This window comes from Criibacterium bergeronii (assembly GCF_001693775.2).
Taxonomy (GTDB): Bacteria; Bacillota; Clostridia; order Peptostreptococcales; family Filifactoraceae; genus Peptoanaerobacter; species Peptoanaerobacter bergeronii.
Genome location: NZ_MBEW02000002.1, coordinates 148,519 through 167,454 on the forward strand (window position 1 = coordinate 148,519; position 18,936 = coordinate 167,454).

An 18,936-nucleotide genomic window follows, 5' to 3' on the forward strand; every position below is an offset into this window, starting at 1 on the left:
TGATGGTATTAAAGATTAATCTCAAACTGCTTATTTATGCTTAGAAAATATATAAAGCATTGTGCAACTTTTTTTTCAAAGGCAGTTTCTATAGCTTGTTTATATAGAAAAAGCTGTTTTGAATATATTTTTGCATGGTCAGGGGCTCGCTGCTCTGTTACGTCATCAGTCTTATAATCTATCAGCACAATGTGGTCGCCCTCAACAAAAAATAAATCTATTATCCCTGTAAGCAAGCTACCCTTGTATTTTGTGATAAATGACTCTTCCTTAAAAATCTGATTTGAATTGCCAATTCTTTTGTAAAAATCTGATTGGGTAAATTCATAGATGTTTTTTAGCTCTATTAATTCCTTTTCGCTTTCTTTTATAAATTTTTTGGCTACCATATCTTCTAAATGGCTTTTTAATGAATTGATGTCATATTTTTTTGTAAAGTCAAGTGTCATTAAAAATAAGTGATTAAGTGTACCGACTTGTTTTTTGTCGACTTGAGTGCTGTTGTAAGGTACATATTCCTTTGTCGGCTCTAAAAGGTAGCTGTCGGGTGTCTTTGACAAGGAGGTAACACTCACCTTTGCAAGGGTATCAAGGGCGACTTTGTTGGTATAAATAGGAATATATTTTTTTTCTATAAAGTCTGCATTTTTCTCAGCGGTAGAGTAAACCAGCTCATCCAAGCTATAATATTTATTTGAGTTATGAGCTGACAGTGATTTAACTATATCTTCATAGGAAATTATAGAAAAGTTGAATAAATCTTGTGAATAAATGCTTTCGTCTATTATTTGCTCTGACAATGCAAAAAGTATAAAATCAAAAAAAGATTTCATATCGCTAAAGTCTCTGTTTAGAGAGCTTTGTATAATGTCGCTATATGTTTTATTTGCTGATGAGTCTAGTATTGCATTTATAATCAATTTTTTCTTGGCTCTTGTCAGGGCTACATAAAGTATCCTTATTTCTTCTGAAATCTGTTCTTTTTTCATGGTTTCAGAAATTAGTTTTTTTGGTAAGGTGGCTATTTTATATCGCTGTTCAACGTCAGTGTAGTCTAAGCCAATCCCAAGCTGTGAATGAATTAACACTGCGTCCGATGTATCAGTCCTGTTGATTTTCTTTTGAATGTCATTTAAATATACTACTTCAAACTCCAAGCCTTTTGATTTGTGGACTGTCATCATTCTAACAATGTTTTGGCTATCAGAGATGTTTTTAGCTGTCATGGAGTCGGATTTGTTGGTTAGAATTGAGTAAATATAGATTAAAAAGTAAAACAGGGTTTTGTTTTCGCTTTTCATAAAATCTTTGACTGCAATTTTGACTGTATCAAGGTTATCCAGCCTTAGACTACCTCCGGGCATAGTCTTTACAAAATCTTCATAGTAGGTGTCATGAAGTAAAAATTCTATAAATTCGTCAAGAGGCATATAGTTTTGCAAACTGGAATATCTTGAAATTTGTTCAAAAAATTGTGATAATTTTTTCGATAAATCATCATCATTTTCTTTTTCATATTTGAAAGCGGACTTATAGAAAAATTTTTCTTCTTTGTCAAATATTTTTATTTGGGTGATTTCTTCGGCACTAAAATTAAATATTCCAGACATCATCACTGAAAGCATTGGTATGTCTTGATAAATATTGTCTACTATTCTTAATAAATCAATAAAGATGGCAACCTCTATAACGTCAAATTTTCCGCTGGAATAATCTATGGAAAGTGGTATATTATATTTTTTGAAAACTGTTTCGTAGGTTTGGCTGACACCTGCAAGTGACCTTCTTAGTATTACGATATCTTTAAAGCTGACCTTTTTGTCGCTTTCTACTAGCTTTAATATGCTTTTGGCGGTGAATTCTGCCATCAGTTCATCATTTTGGAGCTCTTGTGTAGGTTCATCAAGGTTTTCTTTATCACTTTCCATGTCATTTTTTTCTAAGCTGATTAAATTTACTTGGATATTATTTTTATCGTTATTTTCTTTATTTAGGTCTTTTGTTTTTGGAAAAACCAGCCTTTGACTGGAGTCATACTCCAACAAGGAGGTCTGCTTTACCATTATTTTTTCAAAAATTTTGTTGTTAAAATCTAGGATTTGCTTGCTACTTCTAAAGTTTTCTGAGAGGTCGATTTTTTCTGAATTTTCATCAGTTTGATAGCTTTCATATCTATTGACAAAGTTTTGAGGGTAGGCTAATCTAAATCCATATATGGACTGTTTTACATCTCCTACGAAAAATAAATTGTCATCGGATTTTAGGCTTTCGATTATGCTGTCTTGCACTTCGTTGGAGTCTTGGTATTCATCATAAAATATATATTCGTAGTTTTCTTTTATTTTATTTCTATTTTGTTCGTCATCAAGTAGGGTTAGGGTAAAGTGCTCCAAATCGCTGAAATCAAATATGGATTTTTCTTTTTTTACTTGCGAGTATAGCTCCATAAACTCTAAGGTTAAATCTATTAGAGCTTTTACTATTGGGTAGGTTTTTTGCATATATTCAGTCATTTCTTTTGAGCCGGCTGAATATCCTTTTAAATCGGAGATGGCTGTCTTTATGATGGAGTCTCTGATTTTTTTTATTCTTTGCTTTTGGAGTTCATCACCATTTTTATCCTTTGAACGTCCAAGTGTTTTGAATTTAAAATTTGAAATTAGCTCTACATATTCGTCATAGTCAGTATCTATAGAGGTGCTGATTTTTTCTAAAAAATCTTCGTCATTTTTGATTGCCTCATAATAGGGCTGCCAAAAGTTACTTGCATCTACTGATAACTTTTGTGTCGTTTCTAAAGTTGTGCTTATTTTTTCTTTTATATAAAGCTTTAATATTTCTAAATATTGATTGCTGTCGTTGTATTTTTCAGCCTGCTCATTTAGCCAAGATTTCATATCTTTTTTACTTTGGACAAAGTCATAAATTTTATATACAAGTCTAGTGAGCACCTTGTCATCGCCCTTAGCAGAAAAGGTGTTTACAAGGTTCAAAAAAGCTTTGTCATCACTTTCATATTTTTGTAAAAAAATCTGATTTATACACTCTGCTCTCATCATGGCTGTGGTGGCGGTAGAGCCTACGGAAAAGCTTGGGTCGATATTTAAATATTCAAAGTTTTCTTTTAGTAAATCTATGCAAAAAGAGTGCATAGTCGATATGTTTGCAGTGGAGGATTTTGCGACTTGCTGACTTAGATGCAGATTATCAGGATTTTTTTCTAAATCATCTGATAATTTTTTTTGAATTCTATTTTTCATTTCAAAGGCTGCTGCCTTGGTAAAGGTCAAGACAAGCATACTTGAGATATCTTTTTTATCTTTTTCTATTAAATCAACAATCCTTTGAGTAAGTACAGCAGTCTTACCTGAGCCAGCAGCGGCTGAGATAATTAGATTTTTATTTCTTTCATCAATGGCTTTTTGTTGTGATTTTGTCCAAGAAATTTTTTCACTCATTTTTTTCACCTCCTAAATCAGAGTTTAAGTCATTTAAGGATAGTTTTGTGGCACGTTTTTTTCTATAACCCGGTGTGCGGGAGTCAATTTTACATATGCTTTTGTACTGGCAATAATCGCAAGTATTTCCAACAGGGCATGGCTCTATGTTACCATTTAGCATATCCTTTGATAGGGAAGTGATTGAGCTAATTACCATGTCCATTATTTGTTTCATTTGATTTTTTGAAACAACACTTGAGCCTTTTAAATCATCACCTTTAATGGTAACGTCTGAAAATTCGGATTTGTCACCCTCAATTAATTCAAATTTTTGGTAAATATCTTTGTCGTTTACTACTATTCCTTTCATTTTGAGCTGGTCTTGTAGTTTTTTTTCTATTTCATCAAGGCTGTTGGCGTCAAGGCTTTCATAGGCATTTATCATAGGCAGATACATTGCAGCGTAGGCAGTGCCTGCTCCAAGATTTTCTAGTGCGTAGAGGTAAAAAACTAGCTGAATATTTGTGCCGTCTACTATTTCTCCAAGATTTATGCTTTTTTTGGAGGATTTGTAATCAATTATTCTGATGTATCTTTCATCGTCTATATTTATGGTGTCAAGCCTATCAATTTTGCCATGAAGATATATTGTGCCTAGGTCGTCTCCCTTTGTCACATCGATGACTAGCTTAATTGGTTTGATTGAGTATTCAGCGGCTGTAGTGTTATACTGACCTGCATTTTGCTCTTTTATCATAAAATCAGTGGCTTTGGCTGATATTTTTTTGAGATTATTTAAGATGTTGAGCTGTTTTTTTGAGTTTGATATGATAATTTTGGAGGTGTTATCTAAAAACTCTTCTGAATTATAAATTTTGTCGACTAAGTTGTCAACGGAGTCTTTTGTCATTTGCTCTATTTTTTTATTTTTTAAAATCACCTGTTTTGTAAAATTTTCCATGTATTTATGGAGCAAGCTACCTGATGCCAAGGAGTCTATATATATTGACTCTTTTGGCTGAGGATGTATCAGATAATTCATAAAGTGAGAAAAAGGGCATGACGCAAAGTTTTGTAGCTCTGATACTGAGGTAGATATAGGTAGATTGTAAATCTGCTTGGTGCTTTGCTCTGTAATGGTGTGATAGTCATTTTTCCTAAAAGTTGAATTTTTTACAGTTTCGTAATAATTTTTTAGCTTGTCATTTTCTTTGATATAGTTAAGAAAATTCATCATATTTATAAAGGACTGGCTGTTATTAAATGTAATTTCTTTATTTTCATTGGTGTCAAGCTCTTTTACAATTTCAGGAAGTATTTTGAAAAGATGGTAAATGCCTGATTTTAAAGTTAGATTATTTGCAAAATCTTTGTCATAGTCAAATGCAATTTCGTCTAGGTCTTTGTGAGTTATAAGCCCCGAAGTTTTTAAAAGTGGAAATATCGACTTTATTTTTTCTATATAAATAGAGCTGTCTGCACTTGACTGATTTATATCTGTAATGGCGTAGCTAAAATATAGTTTATCAATACTGCCGGCAAGTAAAGTATATAGGGAGGCTTGCTCCATTTTTTGGTAGTAGGAGCTATCGTTGTTTAAATTTATATTTAGATTTTTAAGGGCTTGTTTTTCTTTTTCATGTAAAAATACGTCTGTTTCACTCTTGGTCGGGATAAGTGTGTTACTCATTCCGCAGGCGAACAGTATTTTAGAGCCGATGTATTTACTGCTGTTAATGTCTATTATAGTGACTGAGTCCACTGTTGGAGGAATGATGGATATTTTTTGGGCGTCTATACAAAGAGATAGCATTTTTTGGTAAGCGTCAAGGTCTATTTTTTCCTCGCTAAAGGCTGCGTCCATCTTGGTTAGTGTGTCGACTAAAACGTTCCAAGACTGAGATATCTCACCGGCTATTTGTGGATATTCGTTTTTTAGGTTTTCTATTTCCAGCTCAATTTTTTCTTGGGCGTTTAGGTCATTTAGAAAGTCTATCAAGGACGATGAAAATTGACTGGAGGTAGTATTTTTTGTAAAAATATTTTTATATTTTTTGTATATGTCTGTTAATAAGTAATATATTTTTTGTATGTCAGCTTTGCTTTCTTCAAATTCGCCTAAGAAATATTTATCTTCTGTAAAATATTTTTCACTGATATATGGTCTTTCAGATATGCTCCATTTATACATGAAATTATCCAGTAAATCAATGTCTGACTTGTCTACATCTAAAAAACCGGTTTTTAATATGCTAAGTGTGTTTTTATAATTTAACCCTTTATCAAAGGCAGATAAGAATGAAAATATTAAGTTTATAATATTTTCTCCGGTCAAGCTCCTTTTTAAATCTAAGAAGAAGGGTATTTCGTAAAGGGTGAAAAATTTCCTGATTGGCTCTGTATATCCGTCAAGATTGGTGACAGCTACGCAGATGTCAGAATATTTAATATTTTTGTCCTTTACCAAGCCTCTTATTTTATTTGCTATATAGTCTATCTCTGTTTGAGGATTGTCAAAGGTATATAGAAAAATATTTTCAGGCTCTTTTGCATACTTTTTTGAGCCTATTAAGCCGAAATTTGTTTCCAAAAAATGTAAATCTTCTTTTTTTATAAAGGATTTTTTGAGTTCTTCCGTTTCAAATTTAATATTATTTTCCTCACAAATTTTATTAAGTTGTCTAAAGGTATCTCTTGCAATTTCAAAACTGGTGTCATTAAGCTCGCTAAAAGGCAAAGTGATTGTAACGTCTTTATCTAAATTTAAAAGTGCAGTTATAAAATTTAGCTCTAGGGCAGTAAAGCTAATATAGGCATCAAAATATATGGTGAAATTTTTTCTATTTATGTATTCAGGGATTTTTTGGGTTGTAAATTTTAACCTTGAGCCGTTGTCAATAAATTTGCCTGATAAGGAGTTTTCCAGCAATCTATACATATTTGCTATTTCAGAAAGCTTGGTTGACAAATCGTTTGATATTGTTTTATCTTTTGAGGCTTGCTCAAGAGTGCCTGCTGATATGTCATTTAATTTTAAATTATCAATTAATTTTAGGCTTTTTTGTAAAAACCCATTTTTGTTTAATGAACTGTTGTAAATTGTAAAATTATCCTTGTTATTGTCTAAGGCTTTATATAGCAGAGCTAATTTTGATACTTCGTCTATGTATTGCTCATTTTGTCCGCCTACGTTCAATATGATGTCGCTTGAAATCCTGTCAAAACTCATAATCTTGCAAAAAAATAGTGGCTTTTTAAAAAATTCTGTAGCCAATTTTTCATAAGAAAGGGTTAATTGTTCAGGCACCATCAAATATGCTTTCTTGCCACTTCTTATATCAGTATCTATTAGATTTAAAATTTTTGTGGTCTTGCCACTTCCGTTTCTTCCTAAAATAATTTTTAGCATTTTTATTCCTCAAAATTAATCATTTTAAAAAAGCACACCGCAGTGTGCAAGTTAATTTTATTTAATGTTTGACCAGTTTATCGCATCAAGTCCATGTTGTACCAAAAAATTATTTGTTTTGCTAAATGGCTTGGAGCCGAAAAATCCTCTACTAGCTGATAGTGGACTAGGGTGAACTCCAGTGATTACTAGGTGCTTAGGGTTGTAAATGTATTCTGCTTTTTCCTTTGCAAAGTTGCCCCAAAGTATGTAGACAACTGGAGAATTTTTTTCATTTATTTTTCTGACGATTGCATCGGTAAGCTTACTCCAACCAATTTTTGAATGAGACATAGCCTCAGACGCTCTTACAGTCAATGAGGCGTTTAATAAAAGCACACCTTGTTTTGCAAGGTAAGTAAGATTTCCGTTACCAAAATTCATTTTTGTACCGATATCGGTTTCTATTTCTTTGTAAATATTTAAAAGTGATGGAGGTAGTTTTACACCATCTTGCACTGAAAACGAAAGCCCATGAGCCTGCCCCTGTCCATGATAAGGGTCTTGTCCTAAAATAACAACATTTGTATTTTCGTATGAAGTGTATTTTAATGCGTTAAAAATATCGTGCATATCCGGATATATAGTTCTTGTAGAGTATTCTTTTTTTAGGATTTCACGAATTTTTAGATAATAATCCTTTTCAAATTCGTCAGCCAATATTTCGTCCCAGTCGTTACCAATGTGTACCATGTTTCACCTTAAAATTTAAAGATTAATCCGTTTGCCATATCTCCTGACAGCTTGTATTTATCTGTAGTACCTACAAAGTTTTCGCTGAAAAGCTTTTTGATATCAGCTTTGTAAATAAAATCGTCTATTTTGCAAAGACTGTCAGCTAAATTTTTATAAAATGCGGATTTAGCATTTATAGTTATAAAGTCGCCATCATATTCTATTTCAGAAAATGGGAGCAGAAGTGCAGATTTTTCATCAAAATCTGTATTAGTAGGCTCAATATATGCACCGATTAAGCCACAACAAAAATTGTGGTCATTATCCAAGTAAGAGCAAGCTGTATTTTCTGTTTCATATTCTTGCTCAAGTCTTTTATCTGAGTATGGCTTTACAATTTGCCCGTCTCTTATTAACACATTTTTGTAATATTGATTATATGAACCCTCAAAATCAAAAAAAGCAAGATTTTTATACTTTAGGCTATGTTTATCCTCGTAATTTAAAGATGTGTATAGATTAATTTTATCAGAAAAGAGCTGTTTATTTAATAAATTATTTTCTTTGACATATTTTGGGTGCAAAATTTTTTCAAAATAGTTATAAATTTGCTCATTACTGCTAGGTATTATAAAATATTTGAAATCGGACACCTTTACATTTTCGCTAGGTCTATTTATTGCATTTACAATCTGTAAAAGCTCAGACTTAATAATTTCTTCGTCTAATTTTTTATAATTTAGAGTAATATTTTGCCCCTTTGATTTCAAATAAAAACTATGCTCCATATCCTCATAATTAAGATGCAGGCTTACAGAGTTTGTCATATTGTGTGCGAATTCTTGCCTTTTATAAACCAAGCTTGACTCAGAGTCTATTTCTTTTACAGCATTGGAAATATTTTCTACAATCGTACTAAGTTCCTTAATGTTATATTTTTGTTTGTTGGCAATTACATTCATTTGCACATTTGAGGACTGAATGTAAGGGTAAAAAATATTTAAATTTTCACCGGCTTTTTCAAATCCAATCTCATCATCAATAGGCTTTTCGCAGATATACATACCGAGCTTATCATTTTCGTAGAGCTTGTATATGTAACTTTCTTTTTTTACAGTATTTATATTAGAAAACTCGCCATACATAGGAGATATTTCAATTATTTTATTTATTATTTCGTATCTTTCTTTCATTAATATCACCCCTTATGTTGTCTTAAAATATAAATTTAAAAAAGTAATAATGAATACTTTTTTAACTAAATATATTTTAACACTGATTTATCATTTAATCTACAAATAATCTCAAGATTAATTATAAAATAATTTTCTTAACAAATACATAAATTTGAATAAAATACCTACTCATATTTTGCACAAGTGTGATAAAATAATTATATAAAGAAAAAAATAAAAGGATTGGAGAAAAATGAAGAACAAGATTTATTTAGATAATGCCTCAACTACTAAAATAGACGACGATATTTTGGATAAGGTTATAGATTATATTAGACAAAGCTATGGCAACCCCTCAAGCTTGTATAAAGATGGCAAAGAGGCAAAAAAAATAATAGAAAATGCAAGAATACAGGTCGCAAAAGCAATCGGTGCAAAAGAAAATGAAATATATTTCACCTCAGGTGGCACTGAGGCTGACAACTGGATATTAAAGCAAGTATTAAACAGTGAAAAAAAAGCTTTAGTCACATCAAAGCTTGAGCACCACGCAATATTAAATACAGCAGAGTTTTTGTCAAAAAACGGAGTAAGCGTAAAATATTTGGACGTAGATAAAAATGGAAAAGTTTTATCAGATAAGCTGGAAAAAATGAATTCGGGTGAAGTTTCTCTAGTTTCAATTATGTATTCCAATAATGAAATAGGTACAATCCAAGATATTAAAAAACTTGCAGAGCTTGCCCACGAAAAAGGAGCAATATTTCACACTGACGCAGTGCAGGCACTAGGAAAAATTGATATTGATGTCAAAAGAGATGGGATTGACGCACTCAGCCTATCAGGTCATAAAATCCATGCTTTTAAGGGGATAGGGGCACTTTATGTAAGTGATAAAATAAAAATAACCCCTCAGATATTTGGCGGTGAGCAAGAACGTGGAAAAAGAGCCAGTACAGAAAATGTCGGAGGCATAATGTCTCTTGGACTAGCCTGCGAAAAAATAAATGACGAAATAGAAAATATTGACAAGATTATAAATCTAAGAGATTATTTTATAAAAAATGTTTTAGAAAATATAGATGGAGTAATATTAACAGGAGATAGAGTAGATAGGATAGCAAACATTGCAAGCTTTTGTTTTAAAGATGTGGACTCTTCTTTGGCTCTTATATTATTAGACAAAGAGGGTATAAGTGTATCAGCAGGCTCTGCCTGTATGTCAGGCTCTATTGAGCCATCTCATGTACTGCAAGCTATAGGAGTTGGTAATGAATATATCAAAGGCAGTCTTAGATTTAGCTTTTCAAAGTATACCACAAAAGAAGAGCTTGACATTACACTTGAAACACTTAAAAAAATTATACAAAAGGTCAGATAAAAATTTTAATTAACAGGAGTATAAATGAAAATAGAAAAATCAGCATTTTTAGAGCAAAACCAAGCAAAAATGCAGAAAATAGTAAAAAAATTAGGAGAAAAATTTTCCTATGTATCAATACTTGGTACAGACGTGTACGGAGTGAATTATTTAGTTACCACTAGACAGATAAATGTCGGAGCAAGTCGTGACGAAGAAAGAGGGTTTGTGGTAAGAGTATTTAACGGCAAGTCCTTTAGTGAGTTTTCATTTAACGACATTGATGTAGATTTTGTAGTAGAAAAAATGCAAAAAATTGCAGGAGACGACAGAAAAATATTTGAAGAAAATATTTCTAGAATTGAATATAAAGCTGAGCCAACAGACGAAAAAATCGTAAAAGAATATTTTGTAGACGTAAATGAACAGGTAAAAGACATTGACGATGAAAAAATAATAAATATTTTAAAAAATGCCATTTCAAATAAAGTTGAGCAAAATGAAAAATTGGCTGAAATGCAGGCTAGATACTCCATTACTCAAGTAAACAAATATTTTTTCTCAAAAAACAAACAGCTAAAGCAAAGCTATATTTATTCAACCCTAGCCGCAATTGCGATTGCTTCAGATGGGGAAAAAGTCAAAATAGGATTTTTGCCGGCAAGTGGCAATATTGGCACAGAGCTATTAGACCAAGTCGATGATTTAGTAAAAGCAGCAATCACAGAGGCATTAGAGCTAATGAATTCTGTACCTGTAGAGGCGGGAGAATATGACATAATTTGCAATCCTAATTTCACAGGACTTATCGCCCACGAGGCTTTTGGACATGGTGCAGAAATGGATATGTTTGTCAAAAACAGAGCAAAAGGCAAAGAATATATGCACAAAGAGGTTGCCTCAGACAAAATCACAATGCACGATGGAGCGGCGGCATTAGGCGAAGTGTCCAGTTATATGTTTGATGATGAAGGAAATATTGGACAAGATACTATTATTATAGATAAAGGCATTTTAGTCAGCGGTATGTGCGATGAACTTTCTGCCTTACAGTTAGGCATAAAACCAACAGGTAACGGCAAAAGAGAAAGCTATAAGAGAAAAGCATATACAAGAATGACAAACACATTTTTTGCAGGCGGAGATGACAACCTTGATGATATGATTGCCTCAGTAAAGCATGGCTATTTATTAGAAAATTTCTCCTCAGGCATGGAAGACCCAAAAAACTGGTCGATACAGTGTGTGGCTGCAAAGGGTAGAGAGATAAAAGACGGCAAATTTACCGGAAAAATAGTAAGTCCACTTTACTTGACTGGATATGTGCCTGATTTGCTAAAATCCATCAATGCAGTGACAGCGAATGTAAAAATGTCAGGCAGCGGATATTGTGGCAAAGGGCACAAGGAATATGTAAAGACATCTACAGGTGGCTCATATATAAAGGCAAAAGGGAGATTAAACTAAATGATAGAAATAATTAAAAATAAATTAAATGCAGAGCAAAAAATCACAAGCTGGGTTATAAAAAAAATCACCAAGACTTCAAAAGAATTATTTTTTATAAAAACCAAGTTGGATATGAATAGAGAAGTGATTTTTACAGAATATCAAGTAAAAATATATGTAGACTTTTCACAAAATGGTGTGGAGTACACCGGTGACGTGCTATTTACTATAGGTCAAAGTGACAGCGAAAAGGAAATCCAAGACAAGATTGATTTTGCAGTAAAACAAGCTCAATTTGTAAAAAATAAGCCATACAAATTGTTTGACAACCATACAGAAAAATTACTGGAAATAAAATCCCAAAGCAATATCAAAAAATTTATGGATAAATTTAAAGACCTTAGCGACTTGATTAACCATGATTATAAAAAAGACGGGATACATTCAAATATAAACTCATTTGAGCTATTTGTGATAGACATAAACCACAAAATACAAAATAGCTACGGGTTAAATCTTTCTTATGATACATCAAAAGTTTCCTTTGAGCTGGTAACAGACAATGACACAGGTAAAGAAAGTGTAGAAATATTTACACTTTATGACATAAGAGATTTTGATATAGAAAAAATTAGAAAAATATTTGTTGAGCAGTTGACGCAGACTGATTTAAGAGCCAAGGCGGTTACTTCGCCAAAATTAGAAAATGTAAAAGTAATTTTATCCAATGACGCAGTGCAAGAATTATTACAATACTATTTGGATAAAGCCACAGACCAATATATATTTTCAAAGCTATCAAATTACAAAGTAGGCAAAAAAATCCAAAAAGAAACTGCAAAAAATAAAATCACATTAAAGACCATACCTAATCTTGAAAATGTAGTAAACCCACAAATAGTTGATGGTGATGGTGTAATTTTAAAAGAACAGATAATAATTAATAACGGTGAAGTAAACTCCATAATGTCAGGTTCAAAAATCGGTAGCTATCTTAATATGCCAATATCCGGATATACCGCCAACTTTGCAGTAAATGCAGGAGAAATATCAGAAAAAGAATTACGCTCAGGTGATTATTTAGAAATTAAAATGTTTTCATCATTTTTGACAGACAATGCCACTGGAGATTTTGGCGGAGAATTTAGACTGGCAATTTTACACAAAGACGCAAAAGAATTGCCGGTATCAGGTGGCTCATTATCATTAAATTTAAATGACGTGCAGGATAAAATGATATTTAGCAAAGAACTGGAGCAAAGGTCATATTCACTAGCACCATCAGTCATAGCCTTTGAAAATGTCAGTGTAGCGGGAGAATAAAATAGAAATGTTGAACAGTGACAAAATTGCTTTGAAACAAATTTTATCTGAAATTGAAATGGGCTATGAAATAGTTGACGAAGTGGATATTTATGATTTTCTTGATGATGAAATATTAAAACGTGCATTAGCTATGACCTTTATAAATATGGCAGAGTTTGTTATTTCTCTTTCAAAGGAAATAAGAGAAAATACAACACATATTCCATGGCTTTGTATAGTTGATATAAGAGATACCATTATCCATAATTACCAAACCTTTAAAATGCAAGTCTTATACAACATAGTAAAAGTAGAATTTACAGCATTAAAATTTGAACTGGAAAAAATCTTGGAAATGGATAGTTAAAATCCAAAAAAGCTATAACTGATTGAAGGTAATCAGTTATAGCTTTTTTTAAAACTTTTTTGCTCTATCTATATTATCGAAGTATAAGTCAATTTGGTTAAGTAAATCTGTTTTATTTAGATTATTTGAGGCTTTTTTTTCATTCAGTAGTGAGTAGATTTTTTTAAGGTCTTCTTTTAAGTAAAAGTTTATAAGTTTTTTCTTTGCCTCACTGGAAGTTCTGTCGTATATCATATTATTTAAATAATAGTCTTTTGCCTCTTCTTTTGTAGACATTTTTTCAACTTCTGGAACTTTAAATTTTGATTTTGGTTTTGACTTTTTGGCGGTAGCTTTTGATTGTATTTCTTCAAAAAGATTGTTTATAACTTCATTAATTTTTTCTATTGGATAGTTGAAATAATCTTTTTTAAAGCTGTCTTTTATTGGATAAACTGCTACATAGCTTTTTACAAGATTTTCCAATACTTTTTTATCATTTGCATTCATTTTTTATACTCCGATTGAATTCAAAATAATTTTTGTGATTTGCTCATATTCTTCGTGGGCAGTGGCTTTATCTGTAAAAAATGGTATTCCTTCTTTACCTTTAGTAGTTCTGTTGTTTAAAAAATGTATTTTATTATCCAATATATATGATTTGTTTGCCTTAGCATTAGGATTATTAATGTTAAAGTTGTAACGCAAATATTTTTTTGTGGCGATTGGTTCTTTTACATTTATTTCTATTAATTGGTCATTAAGACTGCTCATAATTGCACTTGAGCTTGGACTTTCTATTTCTTTATACATTGTTTCAAGTATACCGAGTAATTCAGGCTGTTTTTTAAATACTTTTTCTAATAACAAGCCACCAACTGAAGACTCATAGGTAAATCTTAAAAATGTTTTATTTATATTGGATATGTAATCAGCAACTCCAGAAGTGCTAATGTCGTCTGCAATTGTAGGTATCATAAAATAATCTGATTTTAAGAATATGCTTTCTATAATAGCATTAATTGCAGGAGGGCAGTCAACTAATACATAGTCTAGTCCATCTTCAAAGGAGTCAATTATATCGTCTATCATTACGGATAAGCCTACAATGCCCATAGAATATCTTGACATCTTATATGCCAAGTCATTTATACGAGAATTTTCTATATCTATTCTATTTGGGATAAATGCTAAAAAGCCTTTTTCTGTTTCGCTTTTATAAATAGAATTTTTAACTATATTTTTAGTATTTTCATCTGTTTTAAGAGCTTCACTATTTTCAAGTACATCTAATTTTGTGATACGACGAAATTTAAGCAGGTATAACTCTAACAAATAGTTTAAAGTTCTTTCGACTGGTATGTCATTTGTATTTTTTATATTTACCATTTTTACACAAATTTTGCTAAGTGAGCCTTGTGGGTCAAGGTCAATTAGTAAAACCTTTTTGCCCAGCTTTGCCATATTTGCACCAACTTGAAATGTGGTCGTGGTCTTGCCAACTCCGCCCTTATGATTTCCAAAAAATATAATCTTAGCCAATTTAGCCTCCTAAATATTTTTATTTTCTTTTAGCGTAAACTTCACCATTAATTTGCCAAGTTTTTCCATCGTCAAAGGAAGATTTATTTTCCCAATGAAACCTATTTGATGTGATATCACTGAATACCCAAAGGTTTAAACCATTTGATTTGTCTAAATTAGTTAAAATTATTTCATCACCAATTTTTTCTGCCTCTAATCTAACCATTTTTCCTGTGCAAGCATAACAGATATCCCATTTTTTTGTTTTTTGGTTGTAAAGCCTTATGGTTGTGCCATACTCTGCGTCGGGTTGGGGGTTTATTTTTCTTTCTTCTCTTGATGGGCAAATGAAAATGTCTTGTATTCCATCACCATTGAGAATTTTTGAAAAATACCATTGTCCTTTGACGTGGCGTTCGTGGTCGGTATTTTTTGAGTCAACCCATTCTAATTCCCAATCTCCTATCAGTGGGTCAAAAATAGTTTGAGTATCATTTTCTTCACCGATAAGTGCATTATAAAATTCCATAAGTTCCTCCTAATTTTTAAATTTCGTTGTAGATTAAATCCGCTATTTGCTCAGGTGTATAAATTGCTGTATCAATCCATTTTGCAAAAGCATATCTTCTAAACCAAGTATACTGTCTTTTGGCATAGCGTCTGCTGTCTCTTTTGATTAACTCAACTGATGTTTGGTAGTCAGTTTTTCCGTCTAAATAATCAATAATTTGTCTGTAGCCTATGGCTTTCATGCTGGTGCTGCCAGTTGGCACTTTGGAGTTGATTAAGTTCTTGACTTCGTCTACTAAACCATTTTCAAGCATTTTGTCTACACGATTGTTAATTCTTTCGTAGAGGATTTTTCTGTCTAGTGCCAGCACATAGAGCTTGACTTCATAATCTTGAAACTCACTTATTTTTTCAAACGGATTTACTTTGTCATTATTTTCTGCTATTTCTAAGGCTCTGATTACTCTTTTGATGTTTTGCTTTTCTATTTTTTGTGAGGCATTTATATCTTTTTCTTGAAGTAGGGCAAAAAGAGCGTCTTCGCCATTTTCACTATAGTATTGTTCATATTTTTGTCTAACTGTTTCGTCTTTATCTGTATCGTTAAAATCCATTTTATAAATGACGGAGTTTATATATAATCCAGTTCCGCCAGCAAAAATAGGGATTTTATTTTTTTCAAATAATTTAGAAATCTCTTTTTGTGCATCTTCAGAATATGAGCCAACGCTGTAATAGTCTTGTGGTTCTACAATATCAATAAGATGGTGTGCAATACCGTTTTTTTCTTCTTCTGTAACTTTGGCAGTACCGATATCCATGCCTTTGTATATTTGCATAGAGTCGCAGGAAATAATCTGTGTATTTAATTTTTTTGCCAGCTCTACAGCAGTTTTAGTCTTGCCAACTGCTGTAGGTCCGGCGATTATTATTACTTTTTTCAATATATCCTCTCAGCTTATAATATTCTTTTGAAAAACTTTTCTATTTCATATTTGGATAGTCTTGTGATAGTTGGTCTGCCATGAGGGCAGGCGTATTTATTTTCGCAATGCTCTAGGTCGAAAATTAATTTGTCTACTTCTTCATTTTTTACAGTTGTATCTAAGCCTTTGATTGCTGCCTTGCAGGCTTTTGTGGCAATTTTATTTATTATTATGTCGTCAAAGCTAGGGACATCTTCTTCCAAATAGCTGTCAAAAACTCTTTGTACGAATAGCTCTGTTTGGTTTTCGCTAAAATAGGTGGGTATACTACGAATTAAAATTATATTGTCTCCAAATAAATCACAATCAAAGCCGAATTTATCCAATAGCTCTATTATTTTATCGGAATAATCGGTTAGATTTATTGGCACTGTAACTCTATTTGGCATTAATAAGCCTTGAGTTGAAATCTCTTGTGTTTTGAAGTCTTTCATAAATTTTTCGTATAGCACTCTTTCGTGAGCTGCGTGCTGGTCTATTAGATACATATATTTTTCATCGTTTAAAATTATATAGGTATCAAATATCCTACCAGCATATTTTAATAGGGTAAGGTCTACAAAATAGGGTTCAGTTGCTTTTTTGTCAGAAAAATTTTCTTGTGTAACAGTTTCTTTTGGTATAAAAAATGGTGCAGGAGTTGAATTGTTTTTTAGTAATGGGCTTTGTTTGAAGTCCAATTCTTTATTTTCAAATTCATTTGCGTTTTCAGAAAAATAGCTGTCTTCTTTAACTAAAGTATCAGTATTTTTTATTTTATAAACATAATCTCCATCTACTTCAACTTTTTCAAATTTTAGAGGTGGCTGTTCAGGATTTTTATTATCTGAGGTATTAATAAGTTTGCTTGATGTAGATAGTGGTTCGCTGTTTTTTTTAGAAATTTCATTTTTATATTCCTGATATTGTGATTTTATATCAGTAAAATCCTCTTTTTCTAAGCCGAATACATTGTCTATATGTGCTATCATTTGTGAGCTATCCAGCTGTTTTGATACAGCATTTTTTATTTGTGTTAAAATTTGCTGTTCATTTTCAAATTTTACTTCTAATTTGTTTGGATGGATATTTACGTCAACATTTGCGGGATTGACCAGTATATTTACAAAAAACATTGGGAAGTTATTTGCAGGGATATATTTTTTATATGCCTCTTCAATTGCTTTTTGTATGCTTTGTCCATGGACTATTCTTCCATTTACAAATATGTACTGCATTTTTCTGCTGGAGTACATAAGTGAATTTTTGCCAAGTAGTCCTGTTAATGATAAATCTTCATTTATTTTGATATCTACACAAAGAGCTTTGTTGTAAAAATCTTCTGAAAATAATTCTTTGGCAGTTTGCATTAAATCAGACGTACCATAGGTTTGGAAAATCTGCTTGGAATTATTTATATATTTAAATTTTACCTCAGGGTGGGCAAGGGCATATTTGACTAGATATGAAGTTATTTTCATTGCCTCAGACTTGTCAGATTTTAAGAATTTTTGCCTTGCCGGTACGTTTTCAAACAAATTTTTTACTATTATATTTGTGCCGTCGCTTGTGCCGACTTTTACTTTTTCTAGGATTTTTTCATTTTTATATGTGATGCTTATGCCATAATTTTGCTCTTTTGTTTTTGTGGTCATAGATGTTTCAGATACTGCTATGACACTTGATAGTGCCTCGCCTCTAAAACCATTTGTGTATAATTTATTAAAGTCGTCTATTGTCGATATTTTGCTGGTAGAGTGCTTGTTAAATGCCTCTTCTACATATTTTTCGTCAATTCCGCTACCGTTGTCCGTAACACGAATATATGATTTTCCGCCATTTTTTATTTCCACTGTTATGCTGTCTGCTCCTGCGTCTATGGAGTTTTCTACCAATTCTTTTATTACGCTGGCGGGCGACTCTATTACTTCGCCGGCAGAAATTAATTTTACGATTTCGCTATCTAATTGTTTTATTACATTATTCATTTATTTTTTCCTTTTTTGGTACGGCTCTTGTTACAAATGCACTGGTTATTTTTGTGTTTGGATTTTGCATTTTTATCGATTTTGCTAGATTAATCATAGTTGCACCGGTGGTCAATACGTCGTCTATTATTAGCAAAGTTTTACCGTCTAACTTAGGTAAATTTTCAGCTCTAAACGCATTTATCATTTGCTCAGCTCTTTGTTTTTTGTCAAGGTGATACATTCCTACTGTATCTACCACTCTTTTTGCAGGATTAACTATTTTTTTATCAGTCAATTTTGATAAATATTTTGCAATTATATCAACTTGGTTGTAGCCACGTTCATTTAATCTATTTTTGTGTATTGGAGTGGAGCAAATGTAATCAAAATCTATTTTTTTAAATTCAATCAATTCATACAAAAATGTGGCAAGATATGGTGCTATGTAGGTCTTTTTGGTATATTTTATACCATGAATGAGATTTTTCATAGTTTGTTCGTAAGTTGTAGCAAGGTATACTTCTTCTATAATATCAGTTGACATTAGGTAGTTTACGACCATGTCTCCTGCTGTATATTTATCTTTTAAAAACACTATATTGTTATAGCAATCCAAACACAATGAATATGGATTTTTCATGGATATTGGAGAGCCACACGATATGCAATATATATTTTCAGGGAAAAGTATACTCATAATTTTACTCACAATACATTAATTTTTTATGATATAATTTATTATAACCTACAATGGATAATTTTTAAATAT

Annotated in this window: 14 protein-coding genes; 4 read left to right on the forward strand and 10 right to left on the reverse strand. The window is 31.8% G+C overall.

Annotated features, from left to right (window positions below; all coding sequences use genetic code 11):
* Window positions 1-8: 8 nt before the first annotated feature.
* The 4 genes from addA to BBG48_RS01880 are packed head-to-tail and all read right to left on the reverse strand — an operon-like array spanning window position 9 to window position 8,756.
* Complete coding sequence (gene addA / locus BBG48_RS01865; protein WP_068914256.1) at window positions 9-3,458, reverse strand: helicase-exonuclease AddAB subunit AddA; 3,450 nt, start codon at window positions 3,456-3,458, stop codon at window positions 9-11.
* Complete coding sequence (locus BBG48_RS01870; RefSeq protein ID WP_068914255.1) at window positions 3,451-6,849, reverse strand: PD-(D/E)XK nuclease family protein; 3,399 nt, start codon at window positions 6,847-6,849, stop codon at window positions 3,451-3,453. Before BBG48_RS01870 ends, addA begins: the two co-directional genes overlap by 8 nt.
* 57 nt (window positions 6,850-6,906) lie before the next feature.
* Window positions 6,907-7,581 (reverse strand): uracil-DNA glycosylase, encoded by a 675-nt coding sequence (locus BBG48_RS01875; protein ID WP_068914254.1) that lies wholly within the window; start codon window positions 7,579-7,581, stop codon window positions 6,907-6,909.
* Between the two features lie 8 nt (window positions 7,582-7,589).
* A complete protein-coding gene (locus BBG48_RS01880; protein WP_068914253.1) occupies window positions 7,590-8,756 on the reverse strand; it encodes a hypothetical protein in 1,167 nt (388 codons plus the stop codon).
* 235 nt (window positions 8,757-8,991) lie between these two features.
* Here BBG48_RS01880 and BBG48_RS01885 point away from each other — a divergent pair, with 235 nt between their 5' ends.
* From BBG48_RS01885 to BBG48_RS01900, 4 genes are read left to right on the forward strand one after another with little or no spacing between them, the layout of a single operon-like run.
* Entirely contained in the window at window positions 8,992-10,119 is a 1,128-nt protein-coding gene (locus tag BBG48_RS01885) for a cysteine desulfurase family protein (protein ID WP_068914252.1), read from the forward strand.
* A gap of 24 nt (window positions 10,120-10,143) precedes the next feature.
* Window positions 10,144-11,565: a TldD/PmbA family protein gene (locus BBG48_RS01890; RefSeq protein WP_068914251.1), complete on the forward strand. Its 1,422-nt coding sequence runs from the start codon at window positions 10,144-10,146 to the stop codon at window positions 11,563-11,565.
* Window positions 11,566-12,870 carry a metallopeptidase TldD-related protein gene (locus tag BBG48_RS01895; protein WP_094754510.1) on the forward strand — a complete coding sequence of 435 codons (1,305 nt, stop codon included), beginning with the start codon at window positions 11,566-11,568 and terminating at the stop codon, window positions 12,868-12,870.
* A gap of 7 nt (window positions 12,871-12,877) precedes the next feature.
* Complete coding sequence (locus BBG48_RS01900; protein ID WP_068914250.1) at window positions 12,878-13,219, forward strand: HepT-like ribonuclease domain-containing protein; 342 nt, start codon at window positions 12,878-12,880, stop codon at window positions 13,217-13,219.
* Between the two features lie 48 nt (window positions 13,220-13,267).
* Here the strand turns inward: BBG48_RS01900 and BBG48_RS01905 are convergent, their stop codons facing one another.
* From BBG48_RS01905 to BBG48_RS01930, 6 genes are read right to left on the reverse strand one after another with little or no spacing between them, the layout of a single operon-like run.
* Window positions 13,268-13,708, reverse strand: a complete 441-nt coding sequence (locus BBG48_RS01905) for a hypothetical protein (RefSeq protein ID WP_068914249.1) — start codon at window positions 13,706-13,708, stop codon at window positions 13,268-13,270.
* A gap of 3 nt (window positions 13,709-13,711) precedes the next feature.
* Window positions 13,712-14,740 (reverse strand): ParA family protein, encoded by a 1,029-nt coding sequence (locus BBG48_RS01910; RefSeq protein WP_068914248.1) that lies wholly within the window; start codon window positions 14,738-14,740, stop codon window positions 13,712-13,714.
* A 19-nt stretch (window positions 14,741-14,759) separates the two neighbouring features.
* Window positions 14,760-15,251, reverse strand: coding sequence for a hypothetical protein (locus BBG48_RS01915; RefSeq protein ID WP_068914247.1), 492 nt, complete (start codon window positions 15,249-15,251; stop codon window positions 14,760-14,762).
* 16 nt (window positions 15,252-15,267) lie between these two features.
* Window positions 15,268-16,176, reverse strand: a complete 909-nt coding sequence (gene miaA, locus BBG48_RS01920) for a tRNA (adenosine(37)-N6)-dimethylallyltransferase MiaA (protein ID WP_068914246.1) — start codon at window positions 16,174-16,176, stop codon at window positions 15,268-15,270.
* Between the two features lie 14 nt (window positions 16,177-16,190).
* Window positions 16,191-18,185 carry a DNA mismatch repair endonuclease MutL gene (gene mutL, locus BBG48_RS01925; protein ID WP_068914245.1) on the reverse strand — a complete coding sequence of 665 codons (1,995 nt, stop codon included), beginning with the start codon at window positions 18,183-18,185 and terminating at the stop codon, window positions 16,191-16,193.
* Window positions 18,178-18,864, reverse strand: coding sequence for a ComF family protein (locus tag BBG48_RS01930; RefSeq protein ID WP_068914244.1), 687 nt, complete (start codon window positions 18,862-18,864; stop codon window positions 18,178-18,180). The genes mutL and BBG48_RS01930 overlap by 8 nt, the downstream gene beginning before the upstream one ends.
* Between the last annotated feature and the right edge of the window lie 72 nt (window positions 18,865-18,936).